The organism is Planctomycetia bacterium (assembly GCA_015200345.1).
Classification (GTDB): domain Bacteria; phylum Planctomycetota; class Phycisphaerae; order UBA1845; family UTPLA1; genus PLA3.
The window spans coordinates 2,455,090-2,472,841 of the sequence record CP054187.1 but is presented as its reverse complement, the minus strand read 5'-3'; the positions used below and the strand labels follow the sequence as shown (position 1 = coordinate 2,472,841).

General features: G+C 64.7%; 13 protein-coding genes. 5 read left to right on the top strand and 8 right to left on the bottom strand.

Going from position 1 to position 17,752, the window contains the following annotated elements; translation table 11 throughout:
- Positions 1 to 30: 30 nt before the first annotated feature.
- The 5 genes from flgB to HRU71_10090 form a co-directional block, all read right to left on the bottom strand.
- A complete protein-coding gene (gene flgB, locus HRU71_10110; GenBank protein QOJ03813.1) occupies positions 31 to 486 on the bottom strand; it encodes a flagellar basal body rod protein FlgB in 456 nt (151 codons plus the stop codon).
- A 156-nt stretch (positions 487 to 642) separates the two neighbouring features.
- Positions 643 to 2,055, bottom strand: coding sequence for a sigma-54-dependent Fis family transcriptional regulator (locus tag HRU71_10105; GenBank protein ID QOJ03812.1), 1,413 nt, complete (start codon positions 2,053 to 2,055; stop codon positions 643 to 645).
- A 120-nt stretch (positions 2,056 to 2,175) separates the two neighbouring features.
- Positions 2,176 to 3,063: a hypothetical protein gene (locus HRU71_10100; GenBank protein ID QOJ03811.1), complete on the bottom strand. Its 888-nt coding sequence runs from the start codon at positions 3,061 to 3,063 to the stop codon at positions 2,176 to 2,178.
- Positions 3,064 to 3,159: 96 nt separating this feature from the next.
- Positions 3,160 to 3,645 carry a hypothetical protein gene (locus HRU71_10095; GenBank protein ID QOJ03810.1) on the bottom strand — a complete coding sequence of 162 codons (486 nt, stop codon included), beginning with the start codon at positions 3,643 to 3,645 and terminating at the stop codon, positions 3,160 to 3,162.
- A 3-nt stretch (positions 3,646 to 3,648) separates the two neighbouring features.
- The gene (locus HRU71_10090; protein QOJ03809.1) at positions 3,649 to 6,087 is read right to left on the bottom strand and encodes a tetratricopeptide repeat protein; all 2,439 of its coding nucleotides are present in this window, start codon (positions 6,085 to 6,087) and stop codon (positions 3,649 to 3,651) included.
- A 1,739-nt stretch (positions 6,088 to 7,826) separates the two neighbouring features.
- Between HRU71_10090 and HRU71_10085 the strand changes: the two genes are divergently transcribed.
- Positions 7,827 to 8,099, top strand: a complete 273-nt coding sequence (locus HRU71_10085) for a hypothetical protein (protein ID QOJ04982.1) — start codon at positions 7,827 to 7,829, stop codon at positions 8,097 to 8,099.
- A gap of 1,209 nt (positions 8,100 to 9,308) precedes the next feature.
- Here HRU71_10085 and HRU71_10080 read toward each other — a convergent pair.
- Positions 9,309 to 10,289, bottom strand: coding sequence for a diacylglycerol kinase family lipid kinase (locus HRU71_10080; protein ID QOJ03808.1), 981 nt, complete (start codon positions 10,287 to 10,289; stop codon positions 9,309 to 9,311).
- Between the two features lie 206 nt (positions 10,290 to 10,495).
- Here HRU71_10080 and HRU71_10075 point away from each other — a divergent pair, with 206 nt between their 5' ends.
- The 4 genes from HRU71_10075 (at position 10,496) to HRU71_10060 (ending at position 15,074) form a co-directional block, all read left to right on the top strand.
- Positions 10,496 to 12,289: a hypothetical protein gene (locus tag HRU71_10075; GenBank protein ID QOJ03807.1), complete on the top strand. Its 1,794-nt coding sequence runs from the start codon at positions 10,496 to 10,498 to the stop codon at positions 12,287 to 12,289.
- 386 nt (positions 12,290 to 12,675) lie between these two features.
- On the top strand, positions 12,676 to 13,488 hold the full coding sequence (lptB, locus tag HRU71_10070) for an LPS export ABC transporter ATP-binding protein (protein QOJ03806.1): 813 nt from the start codon (positions 12,676 to 12,678) through the stop codon (positions 13,486 to 13,488).
- A 90-nt stretch (positions 13,489 to 13,578) separates the two neighbouring features.
- Positions 13,579 to 13,725 carry a hypothetical protein gene (locus HRU71_10065; GenBank protein QOJ03805.1) on the top strand — a complete coding sequence of 49 codons (147 nt, stop codon included), beginning with the start codon at positions 13,579 to 13,581 and terminating at the stop codon, positions 13,723 to 13,725.
- 521 nt (positions 13,726 to 14,246) lie between these two features.
- On the top strand, positions 14,247 to 15,074 hold the full coding sequence (locus tag HRU71_10060) for a protein kinase (protein ID QOJ03804.1): 828 nt from the start codon (positions 14,247 to 14,249) through the stop codon (positions 15,072 to 15,074).
- A gap of 102 nt (positions 15,075 to 15,176) precedes the next feature.
- Here HRU71_10060 and HRU71_10055 read toward each other — a convergent pair whose 3' ends face one another.
- Positions 15,177 to 16,160, bottom strand: coding sequence for an ABC transporter permease (locus HRU71_10055; GenBank protein ID QOJ03803.1), 984 nt, complete (start codon positions 16,158 to 16,160; stop codon positions 15,177 to 15,179).
- A gap of 86 nt (positions 16,161 to 16,246) precedes the next feature.
- Positions 16,247 to 17,749, bottom strand: a complete 1,503-nt coding sequence (locus HRU71_10050; protein ID QOJ03802.1) for a sugar ABC transporter ATP-binding protein — start codon at positions 17,747 to 17,749, stop codon at positions 16,247 to 16,249.
- Between the last annotated feature and the right edge of the window lie 3 nt (positions 17,750 to 17,752).

The window sequence follows — 17,752 nt, the reverse complement described above, 5'->3', positions numbered from 1 at the left end:
CTTTCCTGGTTCCCGGCCGGTCATGCCCTACTAAATCGCCCGGCCGCGAATCGCCTTCGACAGCCCGTCGATGTTCGCTTTCATCAACTCCACCGCGGCCTGATGCATCATCGTGTTCTCGGCCAGCAGCGCCATCTGTCGCTCGATCCGGGCATTCGTGCCGTCGTGAAACAAAATGTTCTCCGCAGGCTCGGTGCCCGGCGTCACCTCGAGTGCGCCGCCCGCGCCGACGCGCACCTCGCGCGTTGCCTTCAGCTCCAGCGGCGGCGATACCACGCCGCGCCGCTCGGCTGCGTCCTGCCGGTCCAACGCCTCCCGCAACGACGCCTGAAACGAGCGAACGTCCAATTGCTTCGTTCGATAGCCCGGCGTCGTGATGTTGGCGATGTTCTCCGCCAGCATCCGATTCCGCGCCTCGGTGAACGAGAGCACCTTCTCCAGCAGCGGTATCGACCCGCCGCCGATCACCTGATCCAGAAACGTCATCCGCGTCTCCGACGCTCGGGCGCACCCGGTCCTCGTGCTTCAGCAACCGGCGTGCCATGCAACCGACGCCTGCTCACGCCGCACGCCTGCCGTTCTTATCGACACAATGTCCGCCGAACCGGCAAATCGTGCCGCGCCGCGCAAAAACCGCGCGATTCAACCCGCGATGCGCTGCGGACCCTGGGCCGCCGCCAGCGATGCCGCGGCCTGCGCCGCCGCTTCGTCGCGCCACTGCTTGAGCTTCATCCCCAGCGTGCGCACGCCGATGCCCAGCGCCTTGGCCGTCTTCTCGCGATGCCCGTTGAATCGCACCAGCGTCTGCTCGATCAGCGAGCGTTCCATGTCTTCCATCATGTGGCCCGGCCGCAGCGGGCGGTTCACGCCCTCGGCCTTCGTGCTCGCCGACGCCAGCCACGGCTCGATCAGGGGCGCATCGATGCTGTCACCATGACACAACACCGCCGCGCGCTCGCAGACGTTCTCCAGCTCGCGCACGTTGCCCGGCCAGTGGTAGGCTTCCAGCACACGCAACGCCGCGGGCGTGATCGACTTCGTGTTGCTGCCCTCGCGCCGCGCGATGCGACCCAGGAAATGGCCCACCAGCTCGGGGATGTCCTCGCGCCGATCGCGCAGCGGCGGCAACGTCACCGGCAGCACGCTCACGCGGAAGAAAAGATCCTCACGGAACCGCCGCCGCGCCACCCACTCCGTCAGATCACGATTGGTCGTCACGATCACACGCACATCGGTCTGAATCGTCACGCTGCTGCCGACGCGCTCGAACTCGCGCTCCTGCAACACGCGCAACAACTTCGCCTGCACCGGCAGGGACACTTCGCTGATCTCGTCCAGCAGCAGCGTGCCGCCCGTCGCCAGCTCAAAGCGCCCCTTGCGCAGCTTGTCCGCGCCGGTGAACGCACCACGCTCATGGCCGAACAACTCGCTCTCCAGCAACGCCGCCGACAACGCCGCGCAGTTCACGCACAGCATCGGCGCCGCCGCGCGCTGGCTCGCCGTGTGTATCGCACGCGCCACCAGCTCCTTCCCCGTCCCGCTCTCGCCCTGGATCAGCACCGTCGCCTGGCTCCGCGCGACCTTCTCGATCTGCGATCGCACCGCCCGCATCGCCCGGCTTGAACCGACCAGCTCGCTGTCACGACCCAGGTCCATCAGGCTCGCACGCAGCGCCTCGTTCTCGCCACGCAGCCGGCTCACCGACGCCGCGCGCTCCACCACCAGGTGAATCGCCTCGGCCTCGAACGGCTTCTGGATGTAATCAAACGCACCCATCTTCATCGCTTCGACCGCCGTCGAGACGCTTGCATACGCCGTCATCAAGACGAACGGCGCATCAACGCCGCGCGATCGAAACGATCGCAGCAACTCGATGCCGTCCATGCCCGGCATCTTCAGATCGCTCACGATCACCTCGAACCGACCCGGCGTCGCCGCCATCAACGCCTGATTCGGTTCGGCGAAAGCCGCCACCTCATGCCCACCCGCCGTGAGAATATCCGTCAGCGAGTCCCGCATGACATCCTTGTCGTCCACGATGCAAATTCGCGCCATGTTTGCTCCCTTTGGCGACGCCGCGCGGCGTGTCCCCGCTCGCACGGCTTGTCGCAATCCTTTCGTTTATGACTTCATCCCCGCGGCCACGTCCCGGTCGCCGCAGGCTCGTTCACTTTCCTATCTCCCTGCGTGATCGCCCGATTCACCATCCGGCAAACGCAGGGTGAACACGGCCCCGCCGCCCGCGCGATTGCTCACCGCGACGGATCCCTCGTGCGCCTCGATGATGCGATGCACGATTGCCAGCCCCAGCCCCGTGCCCGTATCCTTCGTCGTGAAAAACGGATTGAACACCCGCGGAAGCAACTCCTCCGCGATGCCCGGACCGCTGTCGGCCACTTCGATCACCGCCGCATCCGCATCGCGCCGCGCCGCGATCGCCACACGCCCCCCGCGACCTGCCGCCTGCAAACCGTTCAGCACCAAGTTCACGAGCACCCGGTGCAACCGGCCTATATCGATATCGGCCTCAATTTCGTCCGCCTCCGCGTCGATCGTCATCCGGGCGCCGGTCTGTTCCTCCCACGGGGCCATCGCATCGCGCAACGTGTTGAACACCGTGCCCAGGCGACAGCGCTGCCGCTCCAGACGATGCTCCTGCGCGAAATCCAGAATCTCCGCGATCAACCGCTCCAGCGTGCGCACGCCGTTGGCGATGCGCGTCGCCGCCGTGCGCGTTCGCGCCGCGTCGACCGCGCTGCCGTCCCCGCCGGCCGCCTGCGAAAGCATCGACGCATACAGCGCGATGCCACCCAGCGGATTGCGAATCTCGTGCGCCAGACCGGCCGCCATCTCGCCCAGCGCCGCCAGCCGCTCGCTGCGGCGCAACGCTTCGTTCGTGCGATGCAGCTCGCCGTGCAGCCGCGCGACCTCCCGCTGAAGCGACTCGTGCGATTGCTTCAATCGCTCGGTCACGTCGTTGTACGCCGTGATGATCGCGCCCAGCTCCCGTTCCCGCTGGGTCACGTCTGGCGCGTCGTGCGTCGTCTCTGCAAGTTCGATCATTGTCTCGCGTCTCATTTTTCCGGCGAGCACGCTCGCCGATTCAATGCTTGCTCGGTGTTTCATCCTGCGAAACGCCGCCATCCACATCATTCCCGCTTAGGCGCTGGCATCCGTCCCGAACCGCCCCGGCGCCGCGGACCCGGCGGGCGCCGCCGCATAGGCCGCCGTCGCGCGCGCGATCTGCCCCAGCGTCGTGATCCGCTCCGACGTCTCCTGGCGTCGTGTCGTTAGCGTGGCACTATCCCGCGTGTCTCCCTGTAAAATGCCGCCCAGCGCCTCGTTCGCTTCTTCCAGCATCTCCGTCACACGCTTGCGCGTCGGTTCATCCAGACCCTGCATCGTCGCCGGCCAGTTCGCCCGGTACGGCGCCAACTGACCGTGCACCCGCATCAGCGCGTCCACCAGCGCCTGCCGCTCGCCCAGCAAGGCCAGCAGCGGCTGCATGTCGTCCTGCACCACCAGCACGCGCTGCCGCTCCGCCAGTTGGCGAAGTCGCCGATACGTCGCCCGCTGCTGCTCGAGCAGCATCACCAGTTCGGCTGCGCTGCCCTGCGGCGCGACCCGGTTCAGTGTCGCCGTCATGACTCACCTCGCTCCCGCCAGCAGGTCGCCGCTCGTCCGTTCCAGCCGTGCGACCAAGCCTTCCCAGTACGCCTTCGACGACATGCCGCGCCGCGCTTCGAACGCTGATTCCGGCAGCTTCTTCAACAACCAGCCCAGCCGCGCCAGCGCCATCCGTGCCTCGTTCGCATTGCCCAGCCGCACAAAGCAGTGATACAGCTGCACGCCGGCCGACACCGCCGACGGATCGGCCTCGTACCGCCACTGCGCCTCGCGATACCCATCCGCGGCCGCTGCATAATCGCCCAGTTCAAACAGACAATCGGCTCGATACAAATAGCTGCATCGCAGGTACAGCCGCTCGGATTCACTCAATGCGCTGCCATCCTGCCCCGCCAGCCGCGCCATGATGCGCTCGTACGCATCCACCGCGCGCCGCAACCGGTCGTCCGCCGCGCGAGCGGACTCCTCGCGTGTTCGCGCATCCAGTTCCTTTTTCAGCGACTCGCGCAACCGTCCCGCGCTGCGCCGGTACGACTCCCCCAATAAAAACAGCAGCTTGGGCGCCTCGGCCGCGTCGGGATACAACGCCAGCGCATCTTCCAGTCGCGAAATCGCCAACTCGTCGCGATTCGGAATCCGCACAGGATCGGCCTGCGTGTAATACTCCGCCAGCTCAAACAATGCCTCGCGGTATTCCATCGCCCGCGGCGTGAAGATTTCCTCCGGCCCCAGGTCGTCTACGATCTCCGTCAAAATCGCCACGCCGCGCTGCGCCCGGTCGCCGCCCTGACGAATCAAACACCGCGCCAACGGCACCATCGACGACAACGCATCCGGCAGCCGTCGGTAAACCGTCATGATCTCCTGATACGATGCCGCAGCCTCGGCATAACGACCCTGCGCCTCCAGCGCTTGCGCGAGGCGGAACATGCCCGCCGACCGCCGCACGTTCGTCGGATGCCGCGCCACCAGTTTCGTCAGCGCGCGGATCATCTCATCGGTCCGGCCCGCCGCGTCGAAATCCTCGGCCGCTGCCTCCAGCGCCTCGGCCTGGAACCGCTCCTGCGTCTCAATCTCCGACCGCGCCAGGTTCAGCCGGCCCGCCTCGGCGAACCACTGCGCCGCGACCCGTGCGTCGCTCGCATCGCGCGCCTGAACACCCAGCGACCGGCAATTCGCCGCGAGCTGACCCGTGTAATGCGCGCGCTGCGCCGCCGAATCCGTTCCCGCCAGCTTCAGCCCCAGTCGGTAGTAATCGTTCGATGCCTCGTACTCGCCGGCGCCGCGCAATCGCTCCGCGATCACGATCAACGCTGAACGAACCGCACCCGCATTCACGTAGCGCGAACGCTCCCACGCCCCGCGCTGCTCGATCAGCCCCGAAAAGGCCTCCCGCGCCGCTTCAAACCGCTCCAGTCGTGCCAGACATTCGGCACGACCCTGTTCACATGCCCATTTCATTTCCCCCGACGCAAACGAACGCAGCACCTCCTCGTAGAACGCCAGCGCCATCTGCGGCCGGTCGTCTTCCTGCTGCAATCGTCCTAGCAACCAGCCGGCCCGCGCCCACAGATCATCGCGCTTCGTCCACTCCTCCCGGATTCGCCGAAGCAACGCCTCCGCCTCATCCGTCCGACCCATCGCGCGAAGGCACAACGCCTCCAGGTATCTCACCGATTGCCGCGCGTCCGGTTCCCCCCCGCGCGCTTCCGCCTGTTTCACCAGTTTCAAGGCCTCGTCCGCCCGGCCCGCCGAGAGCAACCGATCCACCGTCAGATCCGTCGCCCACACAAAGTTCTCCGGCGACGAATCGGCCGCGCTCAACACCGCGGCGATGTCCGACACATTCTTCGGATCCGTCGGCGCGGTCGTCGCCAGCCGCAACTCCACGATCTTCCGGCGAATCGCATCCGCCGGCGTCATGCCCGCTTCGAGCGCCTTGCCCAGCGCATCAATCGACTCGGTCCATTGACCGGCCCACCGATACGCCTCGCCCAGCGCGTACCAGTCCGATGCCGCAAGCGCTGCACCCTCTTCGCGCGCCTGCTGCATGTTGCGGATGATCGCCCGCGTATTCGCCTCGCCATGCGCCGTCGCCGACGACTCCGCCTGATAAGCAACCTGCGCATACAGCCGATACAGTTCGCCCCGCTCGGCCGCAGGCCGCTCCGGCCGACTCAACAAATACTTGATATACGTCGCGGCTCGACCCAGCGCATTCGCCTCGCGGAGAACCGCCACACGCTTCAGATGCTCCTCAAAGCTTACCGGTCGATAGCGCGCCACCTGCCGCGAGACGCCCGCCGAAAGCGCCAGCACACTGGCGATCAGCAGGGGAAGCTGCCAGCGGCCCGCAAACCGCTCGCGAAGCCCGCCCCGCGGTGCGTCACCCCCCGGCGCGTTCGCTGCGCCCGCTGCGTTTCCTGCCATCACTTGCGCTGTCGCCGCAGCTTCCGCCATGGCCCACACACCCACCAGTCGCCGAAATCGCCTCGACGACGCAACACCGAGTCACACGGAATCACGCCGAATCGTCGCATCCTCACGATCGCTCCGGCGGGAACCGCCGGGAACAACGCATCCGTTGCATCCGTTCGTGAGGGAGATATCGGCGGGATGTGCGCGACTTCAAGCAAACATTTTTATCGGCGCGCGCCGCGGCGATCGGCAAGAACTGCTCTCAATGCTGGTAAATGCGGCAGCGCTGCCCCGGCGAAATGAAAATGATCCGTCGGACCGGTCCCATGGCACGTGATGCGGAGTCACTCGGGCGGTGCGTCGAGTCGAGGCTCCGACGTGGCCCGGACGCACCCTGCGATTACTGCGAATCCCCGCGATGCGCCGATTCACCCTCACCCCGGCCCTCTCCCTGGAAGGGAGAGGGTGTTTATTCCTCGCTACGAACGCTTCTTCGACTTCACTTCAGCGCTGCGCCGATTCACCCTCACCCCGGCCCTCTCCCTGGAAGGGAGAGGGTGTTTATTGCTCGCTACGAACGCTTCTTCGACTTCACTTCAGCGATGCGCCGATTCACACCCTCACGGCCCTCTCCCGGAAGGAGAGGGTGTTTATTCCTCGCTACGAACGCTTCTTCGACTTCACTTCAGCGCTTGCGCGATTCACCTCACCCCGGCCTTCTCCCTGGAAGGGAGAGGGTGTTTATTGCTCGCTACGAACGCTTCTTCGACTTCACTTCAGCGATGCGCCGATTCACACCCTCACCCCGGCCCTCTCCCTGAAAGGGAGAGGGTGTTTATTCCTCGCTACGAACGCTTCTTCGACTTCACTTCAGCGATGCGCCGATTCACCCTCACCCCGGCCCTCTCCCTCGAAGGGAGAGGGTGTTTATTCCTCGCTACGAACGCTTCTTCGACTTCACTTCAGCGATGCGCCGATTCACCCACACCCCGGCCCTCTCCCTGGAAGGGAGAGGGTGTTTATTCCTCGCTACGAACGCTTCTTCGACTTCACTTCAGCGATGCGCCGAATCCCCGCGGCGCGCCGGCTCCCCGAACAGCGCCGCGCGGGCCTCAATGAGCGATTCCAACGCATCCCCGCACCGATCCACGCGAATGCGATGGTCCCATGGAGACATTCGCACGCCCCCCAAGGCATCACGCGGCGTGCGAACGTAAAAACAACCGGCCTCCGTGAACTCCAGTTGAAGAATGAACCGCGTACCGAGCCGAACCGCGCGCTCGTAGCGCTCCACGCGCTGCCGGTCACCGATCCGCCGGGCCAGCACCAGGCCCTCCGCCAGGGCTGACACATAGGCTGCACTATCCGAACCCACCACGCCCGGCTGCCCTGCGTTGATCGAACCCCAAAGCTCCGGCATCGGACAAGCCGCCGGCGTCACCTGCAACGCCGCGATCCGATCCAGTATCGAGAACGCCAGGTCACTGCACCGCGCATCATTCGTCCGGTCATAAAGCTGCATCAACGCCCGCGCCAACGCCGCCGATGCACGCGGCTCGCCCTCGCGCTCATACCAGGACTGATAATGCACCCGCGCCCGTTCCACCATCGCGGTGATCGCAGCGTCCCGTGCCGATTCATCCCAGGACATCAGCGCGCGCATCCCCCACGCGCCAGCCACGACCGACTCGGGTTGCGACTCCCCACCATTGTTGAGTTTCAATTCAAGCCGACCATCCCCGCCCTGGCTCGCGCGAATCGCCTTCGCAAGGCCTTGAGCGATTCTGTCTTCGCGGGCCGTGCTCGGGACGAAAGGTTCAAGGGGTTCAAGGGGTTCAAGGGGTTCAAGGGGTTCAAGGGGTTCAAGGGGTTCGAGGGGTTCGAGGGGTTCGAGGGGTTCGTGGGTTCCAGAGGGTTCAAGGCGTCCCAGGGCCAGCTTTGCCAGCAGCAGCTGCGCGGTCAGCTCCAGGCAATCCACCTCTCCCGGAAACTGCACCGCCAGCCCCACCTCCTCGATCCTGATCTCGCCCCGGTCATCCTTCGCCGCGCGTTGAAGCTCTGCGGGCTGAAGCTCCGCGCGATGGATCGGCTTCACGGCCAGCGCGGCCCGCTCCACGCAGCGTTTCAACCGCTCCCGGTCCAACGCCTGACCCGTCCACTCCGCCAGCACCGCCAGCGAGCTCAAGGCGCTCATCTGCAACCGTGGTGTCGGACCGTGGTCGAATCGGTCCGCGGAAGGGCTGTATTCCTCCGCGAAGCCGCCATCGGCCATTTGCAGGTAACGCAAATACCTCCGCATCCGCGCAATGGCTTCATCCAGGCCTCGCGCGCTCACCGCAGACTGTTCAACCAGTTTCTCACCACGATGCAGGCGGACGGGAAGTTGATCCGCGCCTGGTTGCCAGAGATGAAGCGAAGGGAAGCGAGAGTACTTTATCTGTCTCTGCAATCGAACCTTATGAATGAATTGCACCCCGGCCTTTGACTCCGCGGCGGCCAGCGCGAGGTCGGGACTGTAGTTCCGCGTCACAATCTCGCTCGGACAGATCCAGGCCTGATTCCCCTGAAACTCCACAGCGATCCCCTCCACCCCCGGCTCGAACGAATGCAGCAACTCCTCCGACCACTGCCCCCCTTCGGCGAGCCCCGATACCAGTGCCTCCGACGGACCGAGCCACTCAAGTTCCAACCCAAGACTCCGTCCCCCATCATCACACTTAACCTTATTTTTAATAATGGTTTGCGCGAGTGCAACGCCAGCCGAACCAGCCGCTTCAACGATCGGCTTGCGGCCCGAGGCCGCCTCGCAGATCAGCCGGCCGCCCGAGCGCAATCGCAGGCATACAATTCCGCTCCTTTCGCGAAGGGTCGGGGGAACATAACCCGGCGCGAGTTCGGAGTCGGCGACCAGCTTCGCTGTGAGGGAACGCCGTGCGATCTTCATCAGGTGCGCCAGGTCTTCGTATCCAACCCCCTGCCAGGGATCGGCGTAAGGGGTCGGTGCCGTTGCAGTGACTGGGCCATCTTTCGCCTGCGTCGATAGGCGGCTGCGTGCTTCCGACGCCGGTGCATCGGCGGTTGCCTGCCAGGCATCGACGCGCGACGCGGGCATCGCCACGAGGACCCAGCCAAGCAGGGAAAAAACGCGGATCCCGCCATCGCGAATCGTCAAGCGACGGCGGGGGGCGAGCATCTCAATCAGCATGATTCACCCTCACCCCAACCCTCTCCCTAGTAAGGTAGAGGGAGTTGTTGGCAGCGTGTCACATTCGCCAGCCCTGCGGCACGATGAACCGCGCGCCGCGGGGGATCACTTCCAGTTCAATCGGCAACTCGCCGCAGGGGTCACCGTCCATCTCCACGCAGGGGGCCGGTGATGCGTGCTGCGAGCGATGCGCCGAATCCATGGCAGCGCCGTGCGGTTCGTTAGCGGCGTCAATTCGCACCACGCGGCCCTGACGGTACACCACGTCGGGGCGCCCGACGTGTCGCGCCAGGGCCGCCCGCACCGCGTGATGAATCAACCCGCGACGCGACCTCACCGCGAAGATGCAGACATCCATCAGGCCGTCGTCGGGGCGCGCGTCTCGCAGAATCCGCAGGCCCATCGCATAGCGCGGAATGTTCCCGGCGATGGCCAGCCCCGGCCCCGCGAACACGCGCCGTCCATCCACGTCCACGCATATCACTGGATGGCGATACGACCAGAACGTCCGCCAGAGCGGCCAGAAATAGGCCCCGTAGTCCAAGTGCCTCCTGCGCACGGCGTGCACACGCCGCACCACTTCGGCATCGAACCCCACCCCCGCGACCAGCATGAACGGCCGACCATTGCACAGGCCCAGATCGATCTCCTGCGCCCGGCCGTTCAGCGCTGCCTCGGCCAGAAGATTGCCATCGAGCCGCAACCCGAGGTACTTCGCCAGCACGTTCTCCGTGCCGCGCGGCGCGATCAGCAGCGGCGGCAGCGCACTGGCTTGACCGTCCTGCGCCGGCCCATCGGCTTCGCGCAGGCCGCACACGACTTCGCTCACCGTGCCATCGCCGCCGGCAACGATCACAAGATCGGCCCTGCTTGCAGCCGCTTGGCGTCCCCACCGTCGGGCATCACCCGGGGCGGTCGTGCGAAACACGTCCAAGTCGGCGCCGACCGTCCGCAGCCGCCGAAAAAGGTGCATCAAGGCGTGGTCTCCCCGGGTTCGACCGGAAACAGGGTTAATAATGACAATCACGCGCTGGGTCATGGAGGTTCGCTTATTGAGGCGGATGAATCGGGCAAACAGCCGCCGTGCCGGGGATCCAGGGAGCCGCACCATGGGGCCGCACCATTGAACCGCACGATTGACCCGCTCGTAAGGGGGGAGTATGGTCGATGAACCGACGGCCGCCGGCAGAAGTCCGGCCCGTGAGAGGCGCTGCGTCGCGGCTCCGTTACGTCACTCGAACCATCATGACCGCCACCGCCCCCCAGACAGATGCGCAGGCCGCCGGCAACGACCGCGCGCTCGCCGCAGCAAGCTCCTCGGCTCCGCCGCGTGACGGCATCCGTGACACGATTGAATCGATCGTCGTGGCGTTCATCCTTGCCTTTGTGTTCCGCGCGTTTGTCGTTGAGGCGTTTGTCATTCCGACCGGTTCGATGGCGCCGGGGCTGTACGGCCTTCACGCCCAGCACCGGTGTGAGATGTGCAAATATCCTTTTGTCTATGGCATCCGCGAGGCGTTGCAACTGCCGGGCGGCTACCGGCAGGACGGCACGCTGGATGCGCCGCTGGGGTTTGGAGTGCGCTGCCCGAATTGCAGTTGGGCCGGCGCGGGGAACAATCAGCTCAACCGCACGCCGCAGACGCGCGTCGTTCCTGACGCCGGCGATCGCATCCTGGTTCACAAGTGGGCCTACGACATCGGCGGGCCGCTGCTCGGTCCGAAGCGCTGGGACGTGGTCGTGTTCAAGGATCCGCAGGACGGCGACACCAACTACATCAAGCGCATGCTCGGCCTGCCCGGCGAAGTGCTGGAGATCATCAACGGCGATCTGTACACCGCGCCGATCAGCAAAGTGCCGAAGGACATCATCGATGCGTTGTCGCAGCCGCCACCGAAGGGCAATCCGTCGGCACGACGCCTGACGCCGGCGCAGGAAAAAGTCCTCACCCAGCAGCTGCGCATCCAGAGAAAGACACCTGTCGCGCAGAAATCACTCTGGATGATTCATTACGATCACGACTACCCGCCGGCCGCCAAGGCCGTGCCCAATGAGCCGATGTTCGACCCGCCGATGTGGGTGCCGGAGACGAGCGGCTCGCCAGGGGAGTCGTCCACGGCGGAAAGCGGCGCGAAGAAGGGCTGGGACGCGGGAACGCCCATCGTGCGATTTGTTCCGGAAGGCAAGGAGACGAAATGGCTTCGGCTGACCGGCCGCCGCATTCAGGATCATTATGCGTACAACGACGTGAGCGCCGGATCGGTTCCGACGCAGCACGACGTCGGCGATGTCAAATTGAGTTTTGTCTTGTGGCCCGGACCGACCGAGGGGGAGCTGGCGCTCTCGCTGGCGCGTGGGCCGGATGAGTTCCGCGCGATCCTTCACACCGACGGCACGCTGATTCTGGATCGATCCGACAAAGGCCCGGTGCGGATTGAGCTTTCCCGCGCCAAAATCGAGCCGCTGCGGCCTGGCCAGCCGGTCGTCGTGGAGTTTGAGAATCTTGACTATCGCGTGGCGCTGCGCATCAACGATCGCGAAGTGCTCGCCACAACGGATCAGCAGTACGCGCCCGACCTCGATCGGCTGCTTGAGCGGCCGTATCAGGACGGGCGTTACAATCGCGCCGAAGTGCGAATCGGCGCGAGGGGCACGCCGCTGGAAATCCGCCATCTCGTCGTCCATCGCGATGTGTTCTATCGCTCGGACTTTACGCTCGACGGGGGCGGTCCTTCGCGTCAGCGAAATGAGTACGCGCAATATCCGGCCTGGGGCACGGCGAACAACCCGATTCTGCTGCGCGAAGACCCCCGCGAATACTTCTGCTGCGGGGACAACAGTCCGCAAAGCAAAGATTCGCGGTTGTGGTGGGAGGTTGCGCCGTTCCTCGTCGAGCGTGGAAACTACTCCTACGGAACCGTGCCCGAGGACCAATTGATCGGCCGAGCGTTTTTTGTGTATTGGCCCGGGGGACTGCGCATTTCAGATGGCTCTCCGCCCATCATCCCCAACTTTGGCCGGATGCGTATCATCCGATAAGATGGAAGCTTTCATCACTTGGCGTGTTCTGAATTGATCGTCAGCGGCGTCGTGAATTTCGCAGGTTATCCACACGCGGGAGCAGATTACATGACGCAGAGGAAGGCGCGATTGTGCGGCGGATTCGAGCGCCGCGTGCAATCGTTTCGATCTGCCGATAATTTTACGTCTGGACGTCGCTAACTTACTGAAACCACGCGGGTTAAGGATGAAATGAACGAATTCCTCAAGCGTTCGCACTGGACGGCGCATTCGTTATAATTCCACCCGCTGATCATCGGTCCGTCCCGGTTCTGTCCCAGGTCGATCCGGGCTGTAAACAAGTTGTCAACATGCGGCGACCGGCGCGCCGGGCACGATGAGCGCAAGGGCCGACTGGATCCCCCATGAGCCACGGGAAGCTGTTGTTACAGACAATTGACTTGGTGAAGAGCTACGGCGGCCGCATGGTCGTGAACAAAGTCGGCTTTCACGTCAACCAGGGGGAAATCGTCGGGTTGCTGGGCCGCAACGGGGCTGGAAAAACGACAAGTTTCAGAATGACGATGGGCATCGTCACGCCCGACGCGGGGCAGGTACTCTTCAAGGGCGAGGACATTTCCCGGCTGCACATGTACCAGCGCGCGCGCAAGGGGCTGGGCTACCTGTCGCAGGAGAACAGCGTCTTTGTGCGCTTGTCGGTGGAGCAGAACCTGCTCGCGATTCTGGAGATGCTGCCCGGTTTGTCGGGCGCCGAGCGCCAAAAACGCGCCGCGGCGCTGATGGAGCAGTTCGGGTTGTTACGAAATGCCAAACAAGAGGCACGCACGCTGTCGGGCGGCGAGCGTCGCAAGCTCGAAATCGCCCGCGCGCTGATCACGCAGCCCGCCATCATTCTGCTGGACGAGCCGTTCAGCGGGGTCGACCCCATCGCGGTGCAGGATCTGCAACGCGAAATCTCACATCTGAAGAACGATCTGGGATTGTCGATCCTGCTGACGGACCACAACGTGCGCCAGACGCTGGAAGTGACGGATCGCAGCTACATCATTCACGAGGGCCGCGTCATTGCCGAAGGCTCCCCCCGGGCGCTGATCAATGACCAGACGGTCCGCGACGCCTACCTCGGCACGACGTTCCGAGGCGACGAGTTCGACCATCGCCCGACCGGACCGACGCCCGCCGGCGCAGTCGGGGCAACTCATTCATCCGCGTCGTAGCATGAATGCCTCATCGACCCGTCCGAGGGCGGCGCAGGCGTTCGGCCTGACGCCGTGGTCGGCCGAAGCCACCACCACCAGATTCGGAGGGTGAGCCAGAATCGACTGATGGTTCCGTGGGACGCGGCGCGGGCGTGGTTTCTCTGCATGGCGGTTTCCCCCGATCGGCGCGTCCATCGCCGATCGTCGTTGGGCGAGGCGGTGAATGGGGCATTGCAGGGCTTGTTCCACCAGTAAAACCCGGCGTCACAAGGCGAATCCGGGGCTCCATCGGGTAACTTTCCCCTCGGGTTCACCGCGATAAGCCACCGATCTTTGCCCACTTCGACGCCTCGCCCCAACTCCGGCAGGAGCGTCGAGCAAAGCGGAGCGCGTTGGAAAGACACGTGGCTTGTCGGTATCATTGGATTGACCGTGAGCGCGGGAGATTGGAACCTGGGTTCAGCGTCCGTTTTTGCCCTATTTCCGTCCATCATTTGCGGACCTTCGTTCCCCGTTCGCCTCACTTCACGATACGCGTACCATCAAGAAAGATGGTTTCCGGGGCAATTCCCCGCACGATTGCCCGTTTGAAGAAATAACTTGACAGGGGAATGGACCGGCGTTCTGGGTCTTCCATTGCGGTCGCGGCCGCGGCCATTCGGGGCAGATTGGGCCTTGCATGGGCATGTGCCCCGTGATGAAGACAACATCCAACGGGTTGGCTGGCCGATATTAGGAAGCCGCAGAACAGGACGCCGTTTGTCTGAAGCGAAGCCGTGTCAAAGCGCCTTGAAAGCTTGATGTTCGTGCGTGAGCTGGGAACCGGCGCCGGGACCCGCGTGACGCTCATGCGCGACGCAAAGGACGGCAAGCACTACTGCAAGAAGTCGGTTTCGGCCTCGGCGGAGAACTGGCAGTCGCAGGTGCGCCAGCTGAAGAACGAGTTCGATATTGGCGTGCTGAACAGCCACCCGGTGCTTCGCAAGACGGTGGAGTACGGGATCGTGAAGCGGAAGCTCCGGGCGATCGAGGCGTACAACCTTCTGGAGTTTGTGGAGGGCGTTCCGCTGGACAAGTTCGCCGAAGGCGCGCCGCTGCTGCTGGTGATCAAAGTTTTCTGGCACGTGGCCGACGGTTTGCACGATCTTCACCGTCGCGGGTTCATTCACGCGGACCTGAAGCCGCAGAACATCCTCTGCGCAAAGAGCGGTCGCCCGACGATCATCGACTTCGGTCAGGCGTGCCCGATGCTGACGCGGAAGGAGCGCATCCAGGGGACGAAGGACTTCATCGCCAAGGAACAGGTTGAGCGATTGGCGCTGGATCAGCGGACGGACGTGTTCGGGCTGGGAGCGACGATGCACCGCGTGTTTCTGGGCCGCTCGGTCGAGACGGAGTTGAACAGCTCGGCGACGAGCAAGGCGGGGGTCAGCCTTGATCGGTGGCGCAATCCGAATCTGGATTCATCCCAGCAGCTCGACCCGACGCTGATCAAGCTGATTGAAGACTGCTGCCAGCCCGAGCGCGGCAATCGGCCCGACAACATGCAGCTCGTGAAAGACCGCCTCGAAGTGTCGTTCGATCGGTTGGCGAAGACGGCGTGACTGCGGCACGGTATTCTGAAAGGCGGATGCAGAAACCTGTGCGTCGCGTGCGACGACTCGGATCGCGGCGTTGGCGCTTGGTCGTTCTGCATTTTACATTCTTTACTTTTTCCCCAGCTTCGCCATCGCCGCGTCCAGCAGGGCCGCCGCGAGAATCACCAGCCCGAGTACAACTTTTTGCCAGAAATGCTGCACGCCCATCAGGTTCAGCATGTTGTTGAGCACGCCGATGATCAGCGCGCCGACGAGCGTGCCGGGGATGCCGCCGCGCCCGCCGAAGAGACTCGTCCCGCCGACGACCACGGCCGCGATGATGTTCAGCTCCCACATTTCGCCGATCTTCGGATCGGCGGCCATCAGTTTCCCGTCGTGAAGCAGGCCGACGAGGCCGGCCAGTCCGCCGGTGAGAACGTAGACAAACAACTTCGTTCGCCGTACGGGGATGCCGGCCAGCCGGGCCGCCTCCTCGTTGCTGCCGACGGCGATGACGCAGCGGCCCACCACCGTCCGCGCAAGGAGCATCCAGGACGTGGCGAAGAGAATGGCCATGACGAGCACCGGTACCGGCAACCGCCGGCCCAGCGCGCCCTCGAGGACGAAACCGCGGCCCAACCAAAGCAAGCCGGTCGGCAGCCCCTCGTAGATTGGTTCACCGCCGCAGAGGATGAACGCCAGCCCCCGCGCCACGAGCATCAGGGCCAACGTCACGATGAACGGCGGCAGGGCAAAGCGCGTGATGATCGCGCCGGCCGCCGCGCCGCCGACGAGGCCTGTGCCGCAGGCGGCGATCGCGCCAACCAGGATCGCGCCCGTTGACTGATCGCCGGCCGCGCGCATCGCCAGCGCGGCGACGACGCCTGCGAGCGCGACGACTGAACCGACGGACAAGTCGATTCCGCCGGTGATGATGATCAGCGTCATGCCGAAGGCGATCATCGCCTCGAAGGAGATTTGCCGGGCGACGTTGACGAGGTTTTCGGGTTGAAGAAACACGCCGTCGGTGAGCAGGGCGGCCGCGGTGATCAGCAGAAGCAGCACCACCAACATCCGACCGCGAATCAGTAGGTCTCGGGACGTGTGCGTCATACCTGCGTTCCTCGATCAAGCCGCGCGGGGTGATTCGCTCTCGCGCTTCGCCTTGGGCCGGCTTGCTCATCGGATTTCAACCATCATTACGTACTCACCGCGAGCGCCATCACCTGCTCCTGCGTGACGCGGCGGCCGGTATTGTCCAGTATCCCCGCCAGGTGTCCGCGGCACATGACGCCGATGCGGTCGCACATGCCGATGATCTCGGGCAGCTCCGACGAGACGATAACGATGGCCAGCCCCTGCGCGGCAAGCTCATTTATTAAAGCGTAGATTTCCACCTTGGCGCCGACATCCACGCCGCGCGTCGGTTCGTCAAGCAACATGACGCGACACGATCGATCCAGCCAGCGAGCCAGCAGCAGTTTCTGCTGATTGCCGCCGCTGAACGTCCGCGCCGGCGATTCCATCGCCTCGCCGCGAAAACGCAGTCGCTGTGCATGGCGGCTGACGGATTCGCGCTCGCGGGAGGGATGCAGCAGTCCGCCGGCGGCGTACGCGCCAAGGTTGGCAAGCGTGATGTTTTCACGAATCGGCCGCTCCAGCAGCAGCCCCTGGCGTTTGCGATCCTCCGGCAGATAGGCGACGCCGGCGGCCATGGCGGCGCGCGGCGAGCGGAAAGGCCCGCGTGTATCGCCAACGTCGACGTGGCCGCGCGATACGGCGCACGCGCCGAAAATCGCCTGCAATACTGACGAGCGGCCGGCACCGACGAGGCCGGTCAACCCGAACACTTCGCCGGCGCGCACGTCGAAGGCGACGGACTCGAACCGACCCGGCGAAGTCAGATCGCGCACGCTAAGAACGACCGGCCCGAGCGACGCCGATCGAGCGGGGAATTCCTCGTCGAGCGGGCGGCCAACCATTTCGCGGATCAGGCCGTCGCGGGTCACGTCGGCGATCGGGCGGGTGCTGATGTGCCGGCCATCGCGCAGGACGGTGACGCGGTCGGCGAGATCGAAGACTTCCTCGAGACGATGCGAGATGTAGAGGATGCCGGCGCCTCGCGCGCGAAGCTGCCGCAGCAGGGTGAAAAGCGATTGAAGTTCGGCCGGCGTCAGCACGGCCGACGGCTCATCGAGGATCAGCACGCGGGCGTCGAGCGACAGTGCCCGGGCGATCTCGACCATTTGCTGCTGGGCGACTGACAGGGCTTCGACCGGCAGGCGGACATCCAGCGTGATGCCGAGGGTCGCCAGCAATGCGGTGGCGCGGCGGTGGAGCGCCGGAAAGTCGATAAGGCCCGATCCGGCGCGGCGCGGCCAGCGGCCCAGGAAGACGTTCTCGGCGACGGACAGGTGCCGCGCGAGATTGAACTCCTGATGGACGATGGCGATGCCCAGGCGCTGCGCGTCGCGGGCGTCGGCGATCGGCGTCGAGCGGCCGTTGATCTCGATGCAGCCGTCATCAGGCTGATGCACGCCCGATAGTATTTTCATTAATGTCGATTTTCCGGCGCCGTTCTCGCCGGCGATGGCATGAATTTGCCCGGCCCGCGCGTCGAACGACACGGCCTCCAGCGCGCGAACGCCGGGGAACGATTTGCCCACGCCGACGAATCGCAGCAACGGTGGGGCATCGGTCATGCG

What these genes read in the sequence shown, in the direction of transcription:
- flgB (QOJ03813.1), bottom strand. Translation starts at nt 486, where the DNA reads ATGACGTTTCTGGATCAGGTGATCGGCGGCGGGTCGATACCGCTGCTG.
- HRU71_10105 (QOJ03812.1), bottom strand. Translation starts at nt 2,055, where the DNA reads ATGGCGCGAATTTGCATCGTGGACGACAAGGATGTCATGCGGGACTCG.
- HRU71_10100 (QOJ03811.1), bottom strand. Translation starts at nt 3,063, where the DNA reads ATGATCGAACTTGCAGAGACGACGCACGACGCGCCAGACGTGACCCAG.
- HRU71_10095 (QOJ03810.1), bottom strand. Translation starts at nt 3,645, where the DNA reads ATGACGGCGACACTGAACCGGGTCGCGCCGCAGGGCAGCGCAGCCGAA.
- HRU71_10090 (QOJ03809.1), bottom strand. Translation starts at nt 6,087, where the DNA reads ATGGCGGAAGCTGCGGCGACAGCGCAAGTGATGGCAGGAAACGCAGCG.
- HRU71_10080 (QOJ03808.1), bottom strand. Translation starts at nt 10,289, where the DNA reads ATGACCCAGCGCGTGATTGTCATTATTAACCCTGTTTCCGGTCGAACC.
- HRU71_10075 (QOJ03807.1), top strand. Translation starts at nt 10,496, where the DNA reads ATGACCGCCACCGCCCCCCAGACAGATGCGCAGGCCGCCGGCAACGAC.
- lptB (QOJ03806.1), top strand. Translation starts at nt 12,676, where the DNA reads ATGAGCCACGGGAAGCTGTTGTTACAGACAATTGACTTGGTGAAGAGC.
- HRU71_10055 (QOJ03803.1), bottom strand. Translation starts at nt 16,160, where the DNA reads ATGACGCACACGTCCCGAGACCTACTGATTCGCGGTCGGATGTTGGTG.
- HRU71_10050 (QOJ03802.1), bottom strand. Translation starts at nt 17,749, where the DNA reads ATGACCGATGCCCCACCGTTGCTGCGATTCGTCGGCGTGGGCAAATCG.